Raw genomic sequence first — 17,371 nt, forward strand, 5'->3', positions numbered from 1 at the left:
CGTTGCATTTCATGAAAGAACTACCAATCGTGGATGGTGAACTTGTACTCAGGTGTGTGGAGAAACAGGATCTGAAAGAACTCTATGAATTGATCTATAGTGATGATGTACCTGAATGGAAGCAATGGATGCACCCTATTACCCACTTAAACACGAAAGTTATGAAAGTTTTGAACAAGGTATGCTCAAACGTATGGATGTAGATGCAGGCGATTCCAAACCCGTTTCAATCCGTATTATTGAATCCGACAGACAAATTGTGGGTACAATCAGCTATTACATAGAAGATGAGTTATCCATGTGGCTGGAAATGGGGATTGTAATATACAGATCTGTCCAGTGGGGACGCGGGGTTGGCACACGCTCACTTGTCATGTGGTCAAGTCATTTGTTCGAACAGATGCCTTTGGTTCGGGTTGGATTGACTACTTGGTCTGGTAATGAACGTATGATCCGTGCGGCTGCAAAAGCCGGATTACAAGTAGAGGGGCGAATGCGGAAGTGTCGTATCGTTCGCGGGCAGTACTATGATTCAATTCGTATGGGGATGCTCCGTGAGGAGTGGGAGCAGAGGCTGGCCCCTCATACGAGCCTAAATGTAAACAACTGATGGAGGATTATTGAAATGCCGAACACGGAGGACAACCGGGAACTGTCTTTACAATTATTTGTGGTTCTTGCTCGTGCCTACAATTCTGTGACCTCACGTTCCAATCGGGACATCCAGAGTCATGGTCTGAATACGACAGAATTTGGCGTGCTTGACTTGTTATATCATAAGGGACCACAGGCATTGCAAAAGATTGGTGAGAAGGTGTTAATGTCCAGTGGTAATATTACCTATGTTGTAGATAAGTTACAAAATAAAAATCTGCTGTTTCGTCGGCCATCCAAGGAAGATCGGCGTGTCATTTACGCTGAATTAACCGAGGAAGGAAGACAGTTGTTCACACAGATATTTCCTCAACATCACCAGGTTATCATTGATGCTTTGGAGGGACTTGACCCTTCCGAGAAAGTGGATGCGATTAAGATGTTGAAGAAGCTGGGACTGGCGGCAGAAGGGAAAACTGACTTGCGTTCATAACGCAGGTCAGTTTTTTTGTGGAACCTTAAAGTACAGTATACTGGCTGACTTACTTGCAAGGCCCTCCATAATATAGGAAGATTATTCTATACATGCATGGCGTTAAACACATGATCATCAGGAATTCATGTATAATGGAACAGAACTTTTAAGAGCGGAATGGATGGATTGGAACAAGTAGAAGAACCTATCCCGATTGCAAGTGAGCTAACATCGATCTCATTCTGGATTAGTCACGAATGATGATGGAGATGTGATGCGGGTAGAGGAGGGGTGCATCTATGAGTCATCAAGAAGCAGGAGAACGTTTACTCCAGGAATCGGGGAACTTAGCTGACAAAATAACGGAGAAACAGTATCTCAGACAGCCCGATTTACTTGAGCGATTTGGTGAGAACGGAAAAATGCGAACCAAACAGGATTCTCAGTATAGCTTGAACTATTTGGCAGAAAGTGCACTCGTACAGAGTCCAGGCCTGTTTACTCATTATATTGCCTGGCTGAAAGTTCTACTTGAAGGTTATAAGGTATCACAAGAAGACCTGGCGATTAATCTCAATCTGATTAGAGAGACATTGGAAGAAGAATTTGACCATCCGTCAAAGGCGCTTCTGCTCGATTATCTGGATATGGGAATATATAGAACAACACAATTGGAGTCACAGGCGGGTTACATCAACGAATCCATGCCATATGGAGATGCTGCGCAATCGTACTTGCAGTGTTTGCTTGAGAATAAACGGAAAGAAGCATTCGAAATCATTGAAGCTCAGTTAGAAGCTGGGGTGACGATTCGTGATATTTATCGATATATTTTTCAGCCTACCCAATATGAAGTTGGGCGATTGTGGCAATGCCATCGAATCAGTGTGGGGCAAGAACACTTTTGTACGGCAGCGACTCAGTCATTCATATCACGTCTCTATTCTCGCTGGTTGATTCATACAGGTCAGGGTAAAAGGTTGGTTGCCACCTGTGTAGGCAGTGAACAACATGAGATCGGACTGCGTATGCTCACAGATGTGTTCGAGATGGAAGGCTGGGATACGCACTATCTGGGAGCCAATGTTCCTAATGGAAGTGTAGTCGAGGCTATAGAGCGCTATCAGGGGGATGTTGTTGCGATTTCAGTTACGATGACGTATCACCTTCATCTGGCCAAAGAATTGATTCAACTTATTCGTCATCATCCGGCAACGGCACATGTGAAGATTATGGTCGGGGGATATCCTTTTAATATTGATCAGGATTTGTGGAAAACGATAGGAGCCGACGGTTATGCTCCGGGAGCCGATGAGGCAGTTGCGGTTGCAGAACAATTATTGGCTCAGCCAGCTACATGCAATCATCTGGATCTGGATATGGTTAGGGATTAGGAGAGGGATGATGTGATGTCTAATGAGAGCGGAGAGATACAGAGGCTACGCAGAACGATTGAGCAGTTATCGGATCAGATGATCCGAAGCAAAGAGCAAGAGGAACGGACACTTGCGGAATTCTCGGAGATGAATAATGAACTGGTGACACTCCATCGTCTGCTTGCAAAGAACAATAACAGTCTTGAAGCTGCACGTCAGCAAGCAGTAGATGCAGGTGATTCAAAAATCGCATTTATTGCAGGCATCAGTCATGATTTTCGTACGCCATTAAATGGCATATTGGGGATGGCTGAGATGCTGAAGTTGTCTCCATTGTCTGAAGAACAGGAAAATTCCGTTTCCGTTATACAGGATGCTGCCAAACTGCTGCTTAAGCTGATTCAGGATCTTCTGGATCTGTCCAAACTTGAGGCGGGGCAGATGCGACTTGAACTGGGAGAAGTGGACCTTCAAGAGACGATAAACTATATTGTTCGTTTGCTCGAACCCCAAGTCAGAAAGAACGGAAATCAGTTATCGATAGACTGTGACCCCAGAATCTCTACTCTTCTTGAAGGGGATTCAACGAGGATTACACAGATACTGATCAATCTGATTCAGAATGCGAACAAATTCACATCAGAAGGAACGGTGCGGATACGAGTCACCCTTATGAAAGATGATGAGATTACACAAATGATCCGACTTGAAGTCGAAGATACGGGGATTGGTATCTCGGAAGAAGATCAGAATCAGTTATTTCAACCCTACGTGCAGACTGAACGAGGTCGCTCAAGTGAGTATGGAGGAACGGGCCTTGGATTATCGATCTGCAGGTCGCTCGTTACACTGATGGAAGGTCAGATTGGAGTAGACAGTCAGGAGGGTGAAGGATCAACATTCTGGTTCGAACTTACACTTGGTAAGAAAGACGGTAACCAGTCCGCTAACCAGTTTGTTGCTTCCGCTCAAGAGCATCAGGGGCGTGATATGGATGATGAAGCTCCTTCTATATCTGTATTGCTAGCCGATGATAATGTTATCAACCGGCAGCTTGTTATGTTGCAACTCAAAAAACTGGGAATAACCCAAGTGGACGCTGTAGTGAATGGGGAAGAGGCAATAGCTGCTTTTCTCAGCAAAAAATACAGTTTGATTCTCATGGATTATATGATGCCATTGATGGACGGTTTACAGGCAACACGCAAAATCCGCTCGATAGAAATGGATGAAATGCGTCATACCACACCAATCATTGCAATGACAGGTAATGTCATGCAGGGAGAGAAAGACAAGTGTATGGAAGCCGGGATGAATGACTTTATTGGCAAACCCTTCACGCTGGAAATTCTGAGTAAGATGATCGAGAAGTGGCAGCAATCTTCCGAACCGACCGAGGTACTAAATATGAGCATCGTACATGAGATTGCGGAATTAAACACCGATGGTGATCGTACACTCCTTGGTATGTTGTTGGACATGTATCGTACCGATACACCTGGTAAAATTGAGGTGCTGCGCAGACATATTGTGTCCGGTGACCATGTTGCTGCAACCGAGGTAGCCCATGATCTGAAATCAGGGAGCTTGAGCCTAGGGATTCGTTATTTATCAACTTTGTTTGCCCGGATAGAGCAGTTTGCGAAGGAAGGTCAATCACGGAAGGCAGAACCATTGCTGGATGCTTTGTTACCCGCCTATCAAGCAGCATGTGAGTCACTTCAACGAGTAAGTAAAGATTGAACATATCTTAATAAGGAAAGAGGGTAGAACTCGTTCATGTTATTCTACGTACTTGCAGCACTAGTACTGATCGTTCTTGCTCTTTTATCGGCTGGTGGGCTTTATTTTTTCAAAACGGCCATTCGCCGTACCCCAAAAACGTTTTTGGTGGATAATCCAAATCTGATGCCTGAACCGGACAATGAAATCATCAGTAGTGCTTCTGATCTGAAGTGGCTGGATGCTCAGCCTACAGAAGAGATATCTCTTCAATCACATGATGGATTAAAACTGTATGGTACATGGGTCGGTTCCAATAAAGGGTCGGATCAGACGGTTATTCTGGCACATGGTTATTCGGGGAAAGGTAGAGAAATGGCTGGTTTTGCCCGATTTTATGCTGAAAAACATGGGTATAACGTGTTAATGCCGGATGATCGGGGTCACGGCCGCAGCGAAGGTGACATCATCGGTTTTGGCTGGTTAGATCGGAAGGATTATGTCCAGTGGAGCAACTGGGTGCTTGAAAAAGTGGGTACAAAAGGGGAAATCTTATTGCACGGCATATCCATGGGAGGAGCAACCGTACTGATGACAGGTGGTGAAGCCCTGCCGACTCAGGTTAAAGCGATTGTGTCTGATTGTGCATATACATCCGTGGAAGAAGAACTGACGTTCCAGTTAAAGCAATTATACAAGCTTCCTGCATTTCCGTTTATACCTGTCACAAGTCTGATCTCCCGGTGGAAAGCAGGGTATTCCTTCAGAGAGGCTTCGGCACTCAAGCAACTTGCCAAAGTTAACGTTCCCGTGTTATTCATCCACGGTGAGGCTGATACGTTTGTACCGACCGAAATGGTATACAGGTTGTATGAAGCTTGCCCAACCAAAAAGGAATTGCTGACCGTCCCCCGTGCGGGTCATGGCACAGCGTTTCAAGTTGATCGCACTGGATATGAGGCGGCACTGGAATCCTTTATGAAGAAAAATCTGTTGCCTTCGTGCTTCGTACCTGAAAGTTCAGAGGCCAAGTAATGCGATGACCTTGTGTTTATAGGTATGCCCATGATCAAGGGGGCGCGGCGTTTAATTGATTTTTTTGTGACAATCTGGGTATTAAGTAGAAGATGCAAATCATTTACTAAACGATGGGGGTATCTTGATGGGAAACGAACAATTTGAGGCTGCACGAAAAGCAGAGGCAGGTTATCATTCCAACTTCTATCAGAATAATGAATTATTCGCCTCCGGTACCTGGATGTCGAGGCCCATGCCTATGGTGATGGATATGCTGGAACGTTTACTTACTCACAAGGAGGAATTGCGTGTCCTCGATCTGGGATGCGGAGTTGGGAGACATACGATACCGATTGCACAGCGCCTTGCAAAAACGAACAGTGAAGTCATCGGTGTGGATTTACTGGATGAGGCCGTAGATGGACTTCGCAAGTATGCGAAAGAATATCAGGTTGATCATATCGTGCAGGCAGTGAAAGCAGATGTTGAACATTATGCTATGGAGCCAAACTATTTTGATTATATCGCTGCTTGTTCTTGTCTGGAACATGTTTCCAATAAGCAAGCCTTTATGGAAGCGATAGACCGGTTACAGGCCGGAACTCGTACAGGGGGCATTCATTGTATTACCATGAGTACCAATGTGGAGGAAAAAGAAATCAATACAGGCAAGGAGATTAAACCATTAATTGAGCTGAACCTGCCCACAGCCGAGGCGATTGCTATACTGGAGGATGCCTACAAAGGCTGGAATATTCTGCTTCAGGAACATGTTACACAGACGATTGAAGAGGAAAAGTATGATGAACCGACACAATTTCGTTGTGAACTGCTTCGTTTCGCTGTGCAAAAGCAATAAATTCTCTGCCGGGACCTGACAAAGGACCCGGCACTCTTAATGTGTGGTCTGAAGGGAGATGGTTAAGGATGAATACATATGTAATAGGGATGGATGGAGGAGGGAGCCACACGCGTGTGGCTGTCGCAGATCAGAACGGGAAGATTTTATCCTATGTACAAAAGAATGGTTGCAACCGCTATCACGATACCAATGCTGAGCAAAATGTGCTGGAGGGTATCGCTGAAGCGATAACTGAAGCCGGGCTCAAGTCGAGTCAGATCGCCTCCATTCAGGCAGGGATGGCAGGCTTGAATGAGCCTGAAGATACAATTTGGGCTGAGGCATTGCTCGCTCGTACGGGGATTACAGGCAGGATCAGTGCGGTAAACGATACACACATCGCACATACAGCGGCCTTCGACGGTGAGCCAGGTATTGTCGCCATTGGAGGAACAGGATCTCTGATCCTTGGCAGAACCGAACAGGGAGCTTGGCTCCGCAATGATGAGTTCGGACATTACGCGCCGACAGCAGCACGTTTTTTAGCTTACGACACAGTGCATTCCATCCTCGCGGGTCGTTATGGGCCGCAGGACCAAGCTTGGATTGAGCAGGTGTTGAAATATTGGAATGTTGCCTCAATTCGAGAGCTCGCTGCGCTGGGGATAGTCGGTTTTGCCGAAAATAAACAGGCGACCAACCGGAAATTTGGTCAGATGGCGTCTATGGTGACTGAAGCTGCTGATCGGAATATTCCCCTCGCAGTTAGGGTGTGCGACTCGGCTGCTGACACGGCCGTTGTGGGCATCCTGATGCTTGCATCCTGTTTTGATCAGCCCGCAGTGTCCATGACGCTTACCGGAAGCTGTCTGAGTTCACCATATATGGTGGAAGCTGTTCAGAAAGGACTGGATGTTACTTACAGGCCCGATGGGAAAAGAATTCAGTACATAACCAGTGACTTGTTGGCAGTTGGGGGCGCACTGCTGGATGCTTATCATTTGGCGCAGATCAACGTATCGGATAACATCTCAACTGTGCTTCAATCGGAGCTGAATCGGCACACGACTTGAACTTTTAGAGGCTAACGACTACAATACGATAACGGAAACAAGCAAGGTATAGGAGGAATCAAGGTGTTAATTAATCTGAAATCACGCATACGGGAGCCGGAAGTACAGGAACTGTTGTCCTATTCGGTCTTTCCTGATCCGGATCACTTGAACCGTGCGTTGCAACAATATGTAGAGAAAGACGAACTGCAAATGGCCGGTTACGAAGATGAGGGACAATTGATCGGTCTCATTGGATATGAGAAGACAGGAACAAGTGAGGTTACCATTCATCATATCTCGGTTTTGCCTGAAAACCGTTTTAAAAATTATGGACGTGGTATGATCTCACAACTGTTGGCAACATACAATCCCGATAGACTGATCGCTGAGACCGAGCTGGAAGCCGTCGAGTTTTATCGGAATACGGGGTTCGTGGTATATAGTCTGGGTGAATTATATCCAGGTGTGGAGCGATTCCGTTGTGTGCTTGAAAAAGAGGAAGATACAGACGAAGAGTAGCACAGAGGCATTTTATTACTTTAAGAAATATATGGATTATAATCATTACAGGATGTTGGATTTGGCAATAAGCTGAGTCGGACGTCCTGTTTTTTTGTCGTTTTCATCTAAAAAGCAGGAAAAAAGTATTGCTTTGTGAGATTGTTTCATTATAGAATAGTTTCACAGAAGAATAGTTCGTTAAGTGAACTATATAGATTCGGGAAAGGAGAATGAAAAATGAATACACCGGATGCTAAAAGTTTGGTGAACCGCTATTTGGATGCTTCCTTTCTGGTCAATAAGCGGTTTGATACCCGGATACGTGAACAAGTGGGGCAGACCATAACGACCGATCAGTTCTGCGCACTTCGTCTAATTGAAGAGAAACCTTCCTGCACACCCTCTGATCTGGCAGAGCTTCTGTGCATAGGCAAGAGCAGCATTACCGCTTTGGTCAACAAGCTGGTGGATCGCGATCTGGTCCATCGGGCAGGGGATGAACGCGACCGCCGCGTTGTATATCTGACACTGACGGATACCGGACGACAGGTATACAGGGAAACAGAACAGGAAATACAGCAGATTCTGGAGCCGTATCTGGTTCATTTTAAACCGGAAGAGGTTCGAATTTTCATTGAATCTTTTGAGAAGCTTGCAGCTTTGCTAACGCATGAAGGAGGTCGGGAGAACGAATGAGAACGATACTAAAAGCAAGATGGTGGTTAATGGGGCTATGGGTTGTTGTAGCTGCCGTGTTGATGTTTACCGCCCCTAACATGAGTGAACTGATTCGGGAAAAGGGACAGTTTTCGGTTCCGGAAGGGTACTCTTCCACCCAGGCAGCAGCAATTTTGAATGAAGCTGCAGCGCAAAAGGGAGAACAGCAAGGCAGCCAGATCGCTCTTGTATTTTATAATCCGGAAGGTCTGGGTACCACGGGGAAACAAGAGGCAGAGAAGGCTGTTAAAAACTTGGAGGCCGACAAGGAGAAGCTGGGCATTCTGTCCATTCTGGAACCTTTCTCTCAGCCTGAACTTTCAGAGAAGATGATCTCAGCTGATGGCAAAACGATTCTAACATCGCTATCCATTGATCAGGGAGATCGTACGGTCAAGGAAATGCGGGAAGACCTGAATGAAGCATTGAAGTCCGTCAATGTGGAGCACTACATAACCGGTAAAGGTCTGATTGATGAGGACACCATTGAGAGTTCCCAAGAGGGGCTTAAGAAATCGGAATATATTACCGTTGTCTTTATTTTGCTCATTCTGTTCCTGGTCTTCCGTTCGTTTGTAGCTCCGTTTGTCCCGCTGCTGACGGTGGGGATCAGTTACATTGTATCGCAACAGATTGTTGCATTCCTGGTGGATGGGATGGACTTCCCGATATCCACATTTACGCAGATCTTTATGGTCGCCGTCATGTTTGGGATTGGTACGGATTACTGCATCCTGTTGATCAGTCGGTTCAAGGAAGAACTGGCTCATCATGAGAATACGTGGGATGCCATCATTGCGACCTATCGTACTGCCGGTAAAACGGTACTCTTCTCAGCACTGGCTGTGCTGGTTGGATTCATTGCGATCGGATTTGCCCAGTTTATGTTGTACCGCTCTGCGGTTGCCGTAGCTGTAGGTATTGCTGTGATGATGCTTGCCTTGGTGACCATCGTACCATTCTTCATGGCGGTGCTGGGCAAGAAGTTATTCTGGCCGTCGAAGGGTTCACTTGAACATGCGGAGAGCAAGATCTATGGTGCAGCTGGTCGCTTTTCACTTAAACGTCCATGGGCTGCGTTGCTCATCGTTGCAGCGGTCTGTCTGCCTCTTCTGGCAACCTACGATGGCAAACTGTCGTTCAACAGTCTCGATGAGATTGGCGAGAAATATGATTCCGTAAAAGCATTTAACATTATCTCTGACAGCTTCGGTCCGGGTGAATCGCTGCCGGGTCAGATCGTCATCCAGAACGATGAAGCGATGGATAATGCAAAGTATATGGCTGTTGCCGAGAAAATTAGCCGGGAAGTAGAGAAAGTAGCCGGAGTCTCTGGTGTCCGTAGTATGACACGACCTACGGGGGATGAGATTAAAGATTTTGAAGTTACACAGCAAGTCGGAACATTATCGGATGGACTGGGTGAAGGCAAGACGGGTCTGGACAAAATCCGTGATGGTCTGAGTGAAGCCAGCAGTCAGCTAAGTAAAAATGAACCACAGTTAAAAGAAGCTGCTGATGGAGCAGGTGAACTTACCAAAGGAACCTCCCAGTTGCAATCGGGTATCACGCAACTCAGTCAGGGACTTGGGCAGATTGAAAAAGGCATTCGAGATGGTTCCGCAGGTGCAGGGGATCTGAAAGCAGGACTCCAGCAAGCGAAAACGAGTGCAGATCAGCTTGCGCAGGCGAACAATCAGTTGCTTGAAGCCTATCGTCAGGCGGGAGCAGGGGTCGCTGCATTGGGGGATGGAACCCGCGAACTGGAACAACAGCTGAACGGGGTTTCAACAGCTCTAACCAGTCTGTCTGAATCCTTCACAGCACTTGAAGAGCGTTATCCTGAATTGCAGCAAGATGCTGATTACCAGCGTATCAAAGGCACGATTGGTGAAACCGGTTCTGGCACAGCGCAGCTTGCTCAAGGTTTGGGTCAGATTAAGACCAAGCTTGGAGAAGCCGCAGCTGGAATTAACCAGGCCAATGAAGGGTTTGCCTCCGCAGCAGCCGGACAAAAGGCACTTTCCGATGGCCTGAGCCAGATTGTAACGGGAATCGGTCAGTTGCAATCCGGTCTCAAACAGGCTGCGGATGGTCAGGGTAAAGTGATTAGCGAAATTCCTTCCATTCAGGATGGACTTGGCCAGCTTCAGGGTGGTCAGGAGAAAATTCAGCAAGGCTTCTCCGATCTGAGTGGTCAGCTGACACAACTGACAGATGGATTGAATCAAAGTGTCGATGGTATTAAACAGGTATCCGGGGGACTGGATTCGGCACAGGATTATCTGACCCAACTGCAAAATTCACCTGATTCGGATCTGGCAGGCTGGTACGTTCCTGAAGAAGCACTGAACAACAAAGACTTCACACAGGTGTTTGATACGTATCTGTCCGAAGATCGGAAAACGATGACGATTGATGTTATTTTCGCCGAAAATCCATACGGCACAGAAGCCATTGATCGTGTTCCTGACATTGAGGCGGCAGTACATCGCGCGGTACAAGGCAGTACGCTTGAAAAAGCAGACATCGCCGTAGGTGGCGTTACGAGTACGTTTGCAGATTTGCAGGAGATCTCGAATAACGACTATACACGTACTGTAATGTTGATGCTGGCGGGTACATTCATTATTCTGGTTGTGCTGCTTCGCTCGGTCATTATGCCATTGTATCTAATCGTTTCCTTATTACTGGCTTATTTCACATCGATGGCGTTAACCGAAGTGATCTTTGTTAATATCCTCGGATTCGCAGGCATCAGCTGGGTTACTCCGTTCTTCGGATTTGTCATGCTGATTGCACTTGGTGTGGATTATAGCATCTTCCTGATGGACCGTTTCAATGAGAACAAAGGCATGAAGGTACAGGATGCGATGTTGTACGCGATGAAGAACATGGGAACCGTCATTTTATCAGCAGCGGTCATTCTGAGCGGTACATTTGCTGCGATGTATCCATCCGGTGTTCTCTCGATGATGCAGATTGCCACAGTAGTCCTTAGCGGACTGATCTTGTACTCTCTGCTGTTCCTGCCATTCTTCGTCCCAGTGATGGTGAAGATGTTTGGCCGGGCCAACTGGTGGCCGTTCCCGAACAAGGAACAATCAGATTCCGTTGATTCGGATCGAACCATAGGCATGTAATGCATTGCAATGGAGTAGGCTCTGCCGCGTTATGCGGCAGGGCTTTTTTCTTTTTCTTCCTCTACAGAGAAGAAATATGGTTTTATGCAGCAAAAGAAAGGTACATGCCTAAGGACACCATCCCGCGCCTTGTCTTGCCTCTCATCATAAGATATAGAGCAGTTCATTATTGTTCAGAGACATCACAGCAGAGAGGGGCGACGGGATGGTATATCGATATGTGGCTATAGGAGATTCATTAACGGTAGGTACAGGAGCGTTGCTGGGCACCGGCTTTGTTCCTTTATATCGGCGAATGGCAGAAATGAATGTTCGTACGTTTGTATCCATGGAAAATATGGGCGTAAATGGACTGACGTCGGGGGAAATGTTGCAGATGATCTCTTCGCATCCCCGAGTGCGGCAATCGCTCCGTGAAGCGGATATCATTACCATATCTATTGGCGGGAATGATCTGATTCGTACGTTCAAAGCAAGTAATGGCATTCCAAATGCCAGCAAAATGACACAGGTGCTCGGAGAAACCCGCAGTAATGTATCCCAGATCATGCGGCACATTCGGCAGTTAAAGGGTAACCATGAGTATATGGTCCGATCCATCGGATTGTACAACCCGTATCCACAAGCGACGGAAGCTGCCTACTGGGTGCGCCAATATAATTCGTTTTTGAATGGAGCGGGATCAGGCAACTATGCGTGTGCTCAGGTGTATGACAGGTTTGAAGGTCGTGAGCGTGAACTGTTGTTCTGGGACAGAGTACATCCCAATGCAAGAGGATATCGTGTCATTGCAGAGCAGCTTAATCGGACGGGATATTATCCGTTCTCTTGATCACTTTGGAACAGAACTAGACCGAGCGATGGACTTCCTTTAAGATAAATAGAAGACAGTTCCATTTTGTGAGATAAAGGGGTTAATTTTTGGTGCAAAATATCGATTCCGGTTCCCTCCATCCTTCAGAGCAGCAACGTATATCCGAAGTGTTGGCCTCATATGGTTTCACATCGGACTGGAAAGGTGAGCGTGGAAAGGGTGGGATGAATAATTCTACCTACATGCTCCATATAGACGGAACGAGTTACGTCATGAGACAATATGAGACACATAATGATCCGATGAAAATCACCTTTGAACACGAGGTGTTGGAAGCCCTCCAACATTCGAACTTTAAGTTTGATACTCCTTCACCTGTTAGACGGTTATCTGGCGAGGGAGATACATTCCTTCCTGTAAAAGATCCCCTCACAGGTCATACCAAAATTGCAACGCTGTTTCATTATCGGGAAGGTGTCAATCCCATCTGGCATAAGCCAGACCAATTATTTGGCCTCGGTAAAGCGGCGGGGGCCCTGTCTTCTGTTATGGCAACGCTGGATATACCCCTTGATCCTGTATATCCACCGTACTATCGAATTCAGGATTCGTATCCGCTCTGTTCACCAGAACGATTATTACAGCTATGTGCATCGCCGCCGGAGCAATTGGTCGCATGTGCGCATGAGCTGAAACAACTGAGGGATGGGCTACCAGGTCTGTTTGAAGCTCTGCGGGGAATGGAACAGTTGCCGCATCAATTGGTCCATGGAGACGTGAATGCTTCGAATGTATTGGCAGATCAGCAGGATGGTGAAATCTGTGCCATTTTGGATTTTGAATTTGCGACATGGGATTTGCGGGTCATGGAGTTAGCTGTTCCAATGTCTGACCTTCTGACCATGGACAAGAGTGAAGATTGGATGTGGCAGGCACAGGAGGGACTGATCAGGGGATTTCGGGAACAGGTCAGCCTGGAACCGGAAGAGTTGCTGGCCATACCTCGATTGATTTTGCTGCGCAGTCTGGATGTGGTCATGCATTTCATCAGTCGGATGTTTGAAGGTACAGATGAGCCGGAAGTGGCTGTGGAGCAGATTGTGAAACTCAAACTGCGGATGGACTGGATGCGTCTTCATGAAGAACGACTGCGTGAGATATTGGTGTATTAATATCGTTGTTAAGAATAAAGTGCACTGGTTCTGCTCATACGAGGGCAGAGATCAGTGCACTTTTATTGGTTAGCAGAGTGATATATGCAAATTACAGCGCATAGCGGATGAAATTATAATCCACGTTTGCGGAACCAACTGCGGACAGCCCAGCGGCGCTCCTGACGTTTCTTGTATTTGGGTAACGAACGATAGACGTTCAACGATTGCTCGTAAGCCTGCTTCGCGTCTGCATTGCGCCCAAGGGAACGGTGAACCGAGCCAAGCAGATAATAAGCTTCACTGGAAGAGGAATGAATCTCCTGAAACTGATGCACATAATCCAGCGCTTTGTCCTCATGCGTATCTTTGAAGGCTCCAGCAAGGGTTAGGTATGGACGTCCGTACTTGACTCTGGGGTTGATCTCGAGGGCTTGCAAAATATGACGTTCGCCTTTTTCGATGTTGCCCAGATGAAGCTCAGTCGTTCCTAGTGCCTCCCAATACTCAGCCGATTGTTCGTATGGGCGCTCCAATTCAAGCAATAACGTATGTGCCTCATTGTAACGCTTGCGCTCAATCAGCAGGCGAGCCAGCTCCAGCTTGGAAGAAACTTCATTGGGGCTCATAGCAAGTTGTTGCCGAAGCCGGGAGATGTTACGCATACGTTTCAGAGGTTTCGTGAAGCTTGGGAATACGCCAACATAGCGACGATCCAGGAAATACAGTATAACGAGTAAAATGAGGATGGCAATGAACGGATTACCTACAATCCGCCATAGAAGGCCAAAGATAAGAAATTTAATAAGCACAGGTTCAACTCCATTTATGATGTAATCGCGTTTCGTACACTTAAAATATACTTCGATTGATCCAGCGGGTTAACTCCTCTGCGCTTGCGAGCATGAGTCACATCCGTAGGACAATCCTGATATCCGGCAAACGAAGTCGTAAGCACCCCGCGGCCACTTGTCTCGGAACGCAGTTTCACCGGATAATCCATTGAGGCGGCAAGAGGCATAACTCCTTCAATAATACAACGTCCGCTACCAATGACGGGGGCTTCGAAGGTTGCCCGCATATGTACCAGATCGCTAAGGGCCTTACCACCGTATTCTTCGGGGACCGTCAGCCGGAACTGAAGAAGGGGTTCCAGCAACGTGGTACCTGTTCTCGACAATCCATCCATGATTCCCATAGGCGTGGCTACAACAAAATCCAGCGGATGTGTATGCCAGACATGATGTTCCCCTTCTACCAGCGTGATGCGCAGATCGGTTACTTCCCAACCGAGCATACCTTGAGACAAGGCTTCCGGAATACGTCGTTCAACTTCATTTTGATAACGTAATAGCAGATCGTCTGTCCTTACGGTCGAGGCATAGATCAGACCGCTTCCGCGAGGCAAAGGTTCAATCTTGAAGCGGAGGATGGCCCAGCAGGGCTTAGGCATCGTATAGGCGATGTAACCTTCTCCGGCTGTACGGGGTGTCTCCTTATAGATGACGGATGGCGGATCAAACACGACATCCAATCCGAAACGACTCAGCAACAGGCTGGATAAAATCTCAAGCTGAATGGTTCCCATGACCTTGAGATGCAGTTCTCGTTCCTCCGGCAACCATTGCAGGTCGAGTAAGGGATCTTCATCCGTCAACTCTTGCAATGCTGCAACAAGATCGGGGTACTGTGCCGGGTCCTTGCCATGTACTTGTACGGTCAGCAAAGGTACAGCCATCTGTGGCAGAGGAGGTACACCCTCAGGATTGCCGATAATGTCACCCACATGTGTGTCACTCAGTCCGTACAGCACAGCAATCTGTCCCGCGTGAACGGCACCGGTATCCGCCCATTTCCGTCCATCCATGCGGCGAATCTGTGTCACTTTCTCTTCAAGCTCCCGCGTCGAATTATGGATGGTATCCCGATTGTGTAAGCTGCCACCATACATACGGACGTAAGCCGTACGTCCCATCGTGCGATCACGTTCAATTTTGAACACAACACCGGATACGGGAGAGTCCACTGGTTGTGCAGGTGCAGGCAGGAAGGCAAGGACCGTGTCCAGCAATGCCGTGACGCCAATTCCTTTGCCGGAAGCCCCATAACACACAGGGAACATCTCACCCTGATGCACATACCGCAGGAATGCTTCATTCAGATCCCTTTGCGATAACGGAGTCTCCTGGATGTAGGCTTCCATGACCTCTTCGTCCAGCTCGGCAAGTATCTCGACCAGACCTGGAATGGAAGGTGTCCCATCGGACAGAGAATCTTGATTCGGGTTCCATAGGGAGTCGATGCCATGAAATGAATCTTCATGGAGCTGATATGCTTGGATTTCACATGCGAAAGGGGACAGGGTGGAACGAATCTGCTCCATTACCGCTGGGGCAGACGCGCCAATCCGATCCATTTTATTAATATAAATGATGGTTGGGATGCGAAGTGAACGAAGGGCATGCCAGATGGCTTCACTCTGGGACTGAATGCCTTCAACTGCCGACAGAATGAGAATAGCGCCATCCATTACCCGTAGCGTTCGTTCTACTTCGGAGCTAAAATCAATGTGACCAGGCGTATCAATGAGGTCAATGATGGTGTTCTTCCAGATCAGAGAGGTCATGGCTGCCTGAACGGATATGCCACGTTCTTTCTCAATGTCCAGGGAGTCTGTGGCTGTTGTTCCATCATCTACACGTCCCGGACTGCGGACGACACCACTCTCAAATAACATATGCTCGGTGGTTGTTGTTTTCCCCGCATCCACATGGGCGAAGATGCCAATATTCCTGCGATTCAATTCGTTTAACATGGAATGCTAAGCTCCTCTGACAACGGAATGCAATGTTTCCGACAAGTAATAATCCAGATTATCATACCACATCTTCCATATGGAAGAATATGTGGATATATATGATTAGATCCAGGAACCTACGTCCAGTCTGGTTCTATTTTAACGAGAACTGTTCATGGTTCTGCGGTATGCTGCGGGCGTTGTACCGGTTAATTTTTTGAATTGACGGTAAAAATGGGGCAGACTGTCGAACCCGCAAGCATCGGCAACGGCTGCCATCGTCTCATCACCTTGGACCAGATGCTCTTTCGCCATAATAACCCTTCGTGCTAATGCATAATCCGTTAGAGTCATACCCGTGTATCGTTTGAATGCACGACTGAAATGGGCAGGGGATACAGAGGCGTACTGCGCCAGTTCAGGGAGGGACAGGCTACTCCGAAGGTTATCGTCAATATGAGAGATCGTAGAAGAGAGCCATGAGGGACCCGGAGCGGATTTACCAGGATTCGCAGGTCCCGCTGCTTCCAGACGTTCCAGAAAAATGAGTAACAGTTGCAGCCTTAACAGGGCCGCATGTGCGCTTAGATGATGACCGAGCTGGAATTCGGTCTGAATATCATCAATGAGGGCGGCCACCTCTGATTGCTCCTCTGTGTTCAAATGTCTCTTATACACACGTTGTTTACGACAACGTTCAAACAGGCTTAGCAAGGAAGAAGCAGCGCCTCCGGCGGTCGATGCCAGTAAGCCCGGGCTGAAGAACAATGCGGAAGATGTGACAGGATTGCCTGCATCCGGCAGGGCTCGATGAACCGTGCTGCCCGGTATAATGAACAGATCGCCTTCCTGCATATTCTCAAGTCCTGTATCAATAAAGATGCTTCCCTGTCCACGATATACATAGATAATTTCATGCCAGTCGTGAAGGTGATCTGGCAACTCGTTCTGAGGGGATTTGGTGTCGCTGTACACCAGGCGGAACGGAATACCGGATTCTGCTTGAATAGTCGTACGAACAGGTGAACGTTCCATAAAGCTCCTTTCCAGACGATCGTCTTCAACGAGATGTTATACCTGGTCATGAGAGAGTATATTTACCGCAATATAAGCAATTTAATTTCCTTTTATTGATGATACAATGAATTTAAAGCGTTTACAATAAAAG

General features: G+C 47.2%; 16 protein-coding genes. 13 read left to right on the forward strand and 3 right to left on the reverse strand.

Translation table 11 applies throughout. The features are described 5' to 3' along the window. Positions 1–11: 11 nt before the first annotated feature. The 13 genes from F0220_RS33315 (at position 12) to F0220_RS10850 (ending at position 13,427) form a co-directional block, all read left to right on the forward strand. Positions 12–203: a hypothetical protein gene (locus tag F0220_RS33315; RefSeq protein ID WP_308737354.1), complete on the forward strand. Its 192-nt coding sequence runs from the start codon at positions 12–14 to the stop codon at positions 201–203. After that, a complete protein-coding gene (locus F0220_RS10795) occupies positions 182–610 on the forward strand; it encodes a GNAT family N-acetyltransferase (protein WP_308737356.1) in 429 nt (142 codons plus the stop codon). The genes F0220_RS33315 and F0220_RS10795 overlap by 22 nt, the downstream gene beginning before the upstream one ends. Positions 611–625: 15 nt before the next feature. After that, positions 626–1,087, forward strand: coding sequence for a MarR family winged helix-turn-helix transcriptional regulator (locus F0220_RS10800; protein WP_091017397.1), 462 nt, complete (start codon positions 626–628; stop codon positions 1,085–1,087). Positions 1,088–1,368: 281 nt separating this feature from the next. After that, positions 1,369–2,463, forward strand: a complete 1,095-nt coding sequence (locus tag F0220_RS10805; protein WP_105598167.1) for a cobalamin B12-binding domain-containing protein — start codon at positions 1,369–1,371, stop codon at positions 2,461–2,463. 15 nt (positions 2,464–2,478) lie between these two features. After that, positions 2,479–4,188, forward strand: a complete 1,710-nt coding sequence (locus tag F0220_RS10810; protein WP_105598168.1) for an ATP-binding protein — start codon at positions 2,479–2,481, stop codon at positions 4,186–4,188. Between the two features lie 36 nt (positions 4,189–4,224). Further along, positions 4,225–5,202, forward strand: a complete 978-nt coding sequence (locus tag F0220_RS10815) for an alpha/beta hydrolase (RefSeq protein ID WP_105598169.1) — start codon at positions 4,225–4,227, stop codon at positions 5,200–5,202. A gap of 127 nt (positions 5,203–5,329) precedes the next feature. Next, entirely contained in the window at positions 5,330–6,043 is a 714-nt protein-coding gene (locus F0220_RS10820; RefSeq protein ID WP_105598170.1) for a class I SAM-dependent methyltransferase, read from the forward strand. A gap of 89 nt (positions 6,044–6,132) precedes the next feature. After that, entirely contained in the window at positions 6,133–7,098 is a 966-nt protein-coding gene (locus F0220_RS10825; RefSeq protein ID WP_223199910.1) for an N-acetylglucosamine kinase, read from the forward strand. Positions 7,099–7,161: 63 nt separating this feature from the next. Continuing rightward, the gene (locus F0220_RS10830) at positions 7,162–7,599 is read left to right on the forward strand and encodes a GNAT family N-acetyltransferase (RefSeq protein ID WP_091017388.1); all 438 of its coding nucleotides are present in this window, start codon (positions 7,162–7,164) and stop codon (positions 7,597–7,599) included. Between the two features lie 219 nt (positions 7,600–7,818). Then, a complete protein-coding gene (locus F0220_RS10835; protein ID WP_017689266.1) occupies positions 7,819–8,277 on the forward strand; it encodes a MarR family winged helix-turn-helix transcriptional regulator in 459 nt (152 codons plus the stop codon). Beyond that, positions 8,274–11,441 (forward strand): MMPL/RND family transporter, encoded by a 3,168-nt coding sequence (locus F0220_RS10840; RefSeq protein WP_105598172.1) that lies wholly within the window; start codon positions 8,274–8,276, stop codon positions 11,439–11,441. The genes F0220_RS10835 and F0220_RS10840 overlap by 4 nt, the downstream gene beginning before the upstream one ends. A gap of 205 nt (positions 11,442–11,646) precedes the next feature. Further along, positions 11,647–12,273, forward strand: a complete 627-nt coding sequence (locus F0220_RS10845; protein ID WP_017689264.1) for a GDSL-type esterase/lipase family protein — start codon at positions 11,647–11,649, stop codon at positions 12,271–12,273. A 92-nt stretch (positions 12,274–12,365) separates the two neighbouring features. Next, positions 12,366–13,427 (forward strand): phosphotransferase, encoded by a 1,062-nt coding sequence (locus F0220_RS10850; RefSeq protein WP_105598173.1) that lies wholly within the window; start codon positions 12,366–12,368, stop codon positions 13,425–13,427. 113 nt (positions 13,428–13,540) lie between these two features. On the opposite strand, the gene F0220_RS10855 is transcribed toward F0220_RS10850, so the two are convergent. The 3 genes from F0220_RS10855 to F0220_RS10865 form a co-directional block, all read right to left on the reverse strand. Then, positions 13,541–14,218 (reverse strand): tetratricopeptide repeat protein, encoded by a 678-nt coding sequence (locus F0220_RS10855; protein ID WP_091017381.1) that lies wholly within the window; start codon positions 14,216–14,218, stop codon positions 13,541–13,543. Positions 14,219–14,232: 14 nt separating this feature from the next. After that, positions 14,233–16,221 carry an elongation factor G gene (locus F0220_RS10860; protein ID WP_105598174.1) on the reverse strand — a complete coding sequence of 663 codons (1,989 nt, stop codon included), beginning with the start codon at positions 16,219–16,221 and terminating at the stop codon, positions 14,233–14,235. 141 nt (positions 16,222–16,362) lie between these two features. Next, the gene (locus F0220_RS10865) at positions 16,363–17,238 is read right to left on the reverse strand and encodes an AraC family transcriptional regulator (protein ID WP_091017378.1); all 876 of its coding nucleotides are present in this window, start codon (positions 17,236–17,238) and stop codon (positions 16,363–16,365) included. Between the last annotated feature and the right edge of the window lie 133 nt (positions 17,239–17,371).

It is taken from the genome of Paenibacillus sp. 37, from assembly GCF_008386395.1.
Lineage (GTDB): Bacteria > Bacillota > Bacilli > Paenibacillales > Paenibacillaceae > Paenibacillus > Paenibacillus amylolyticus_B.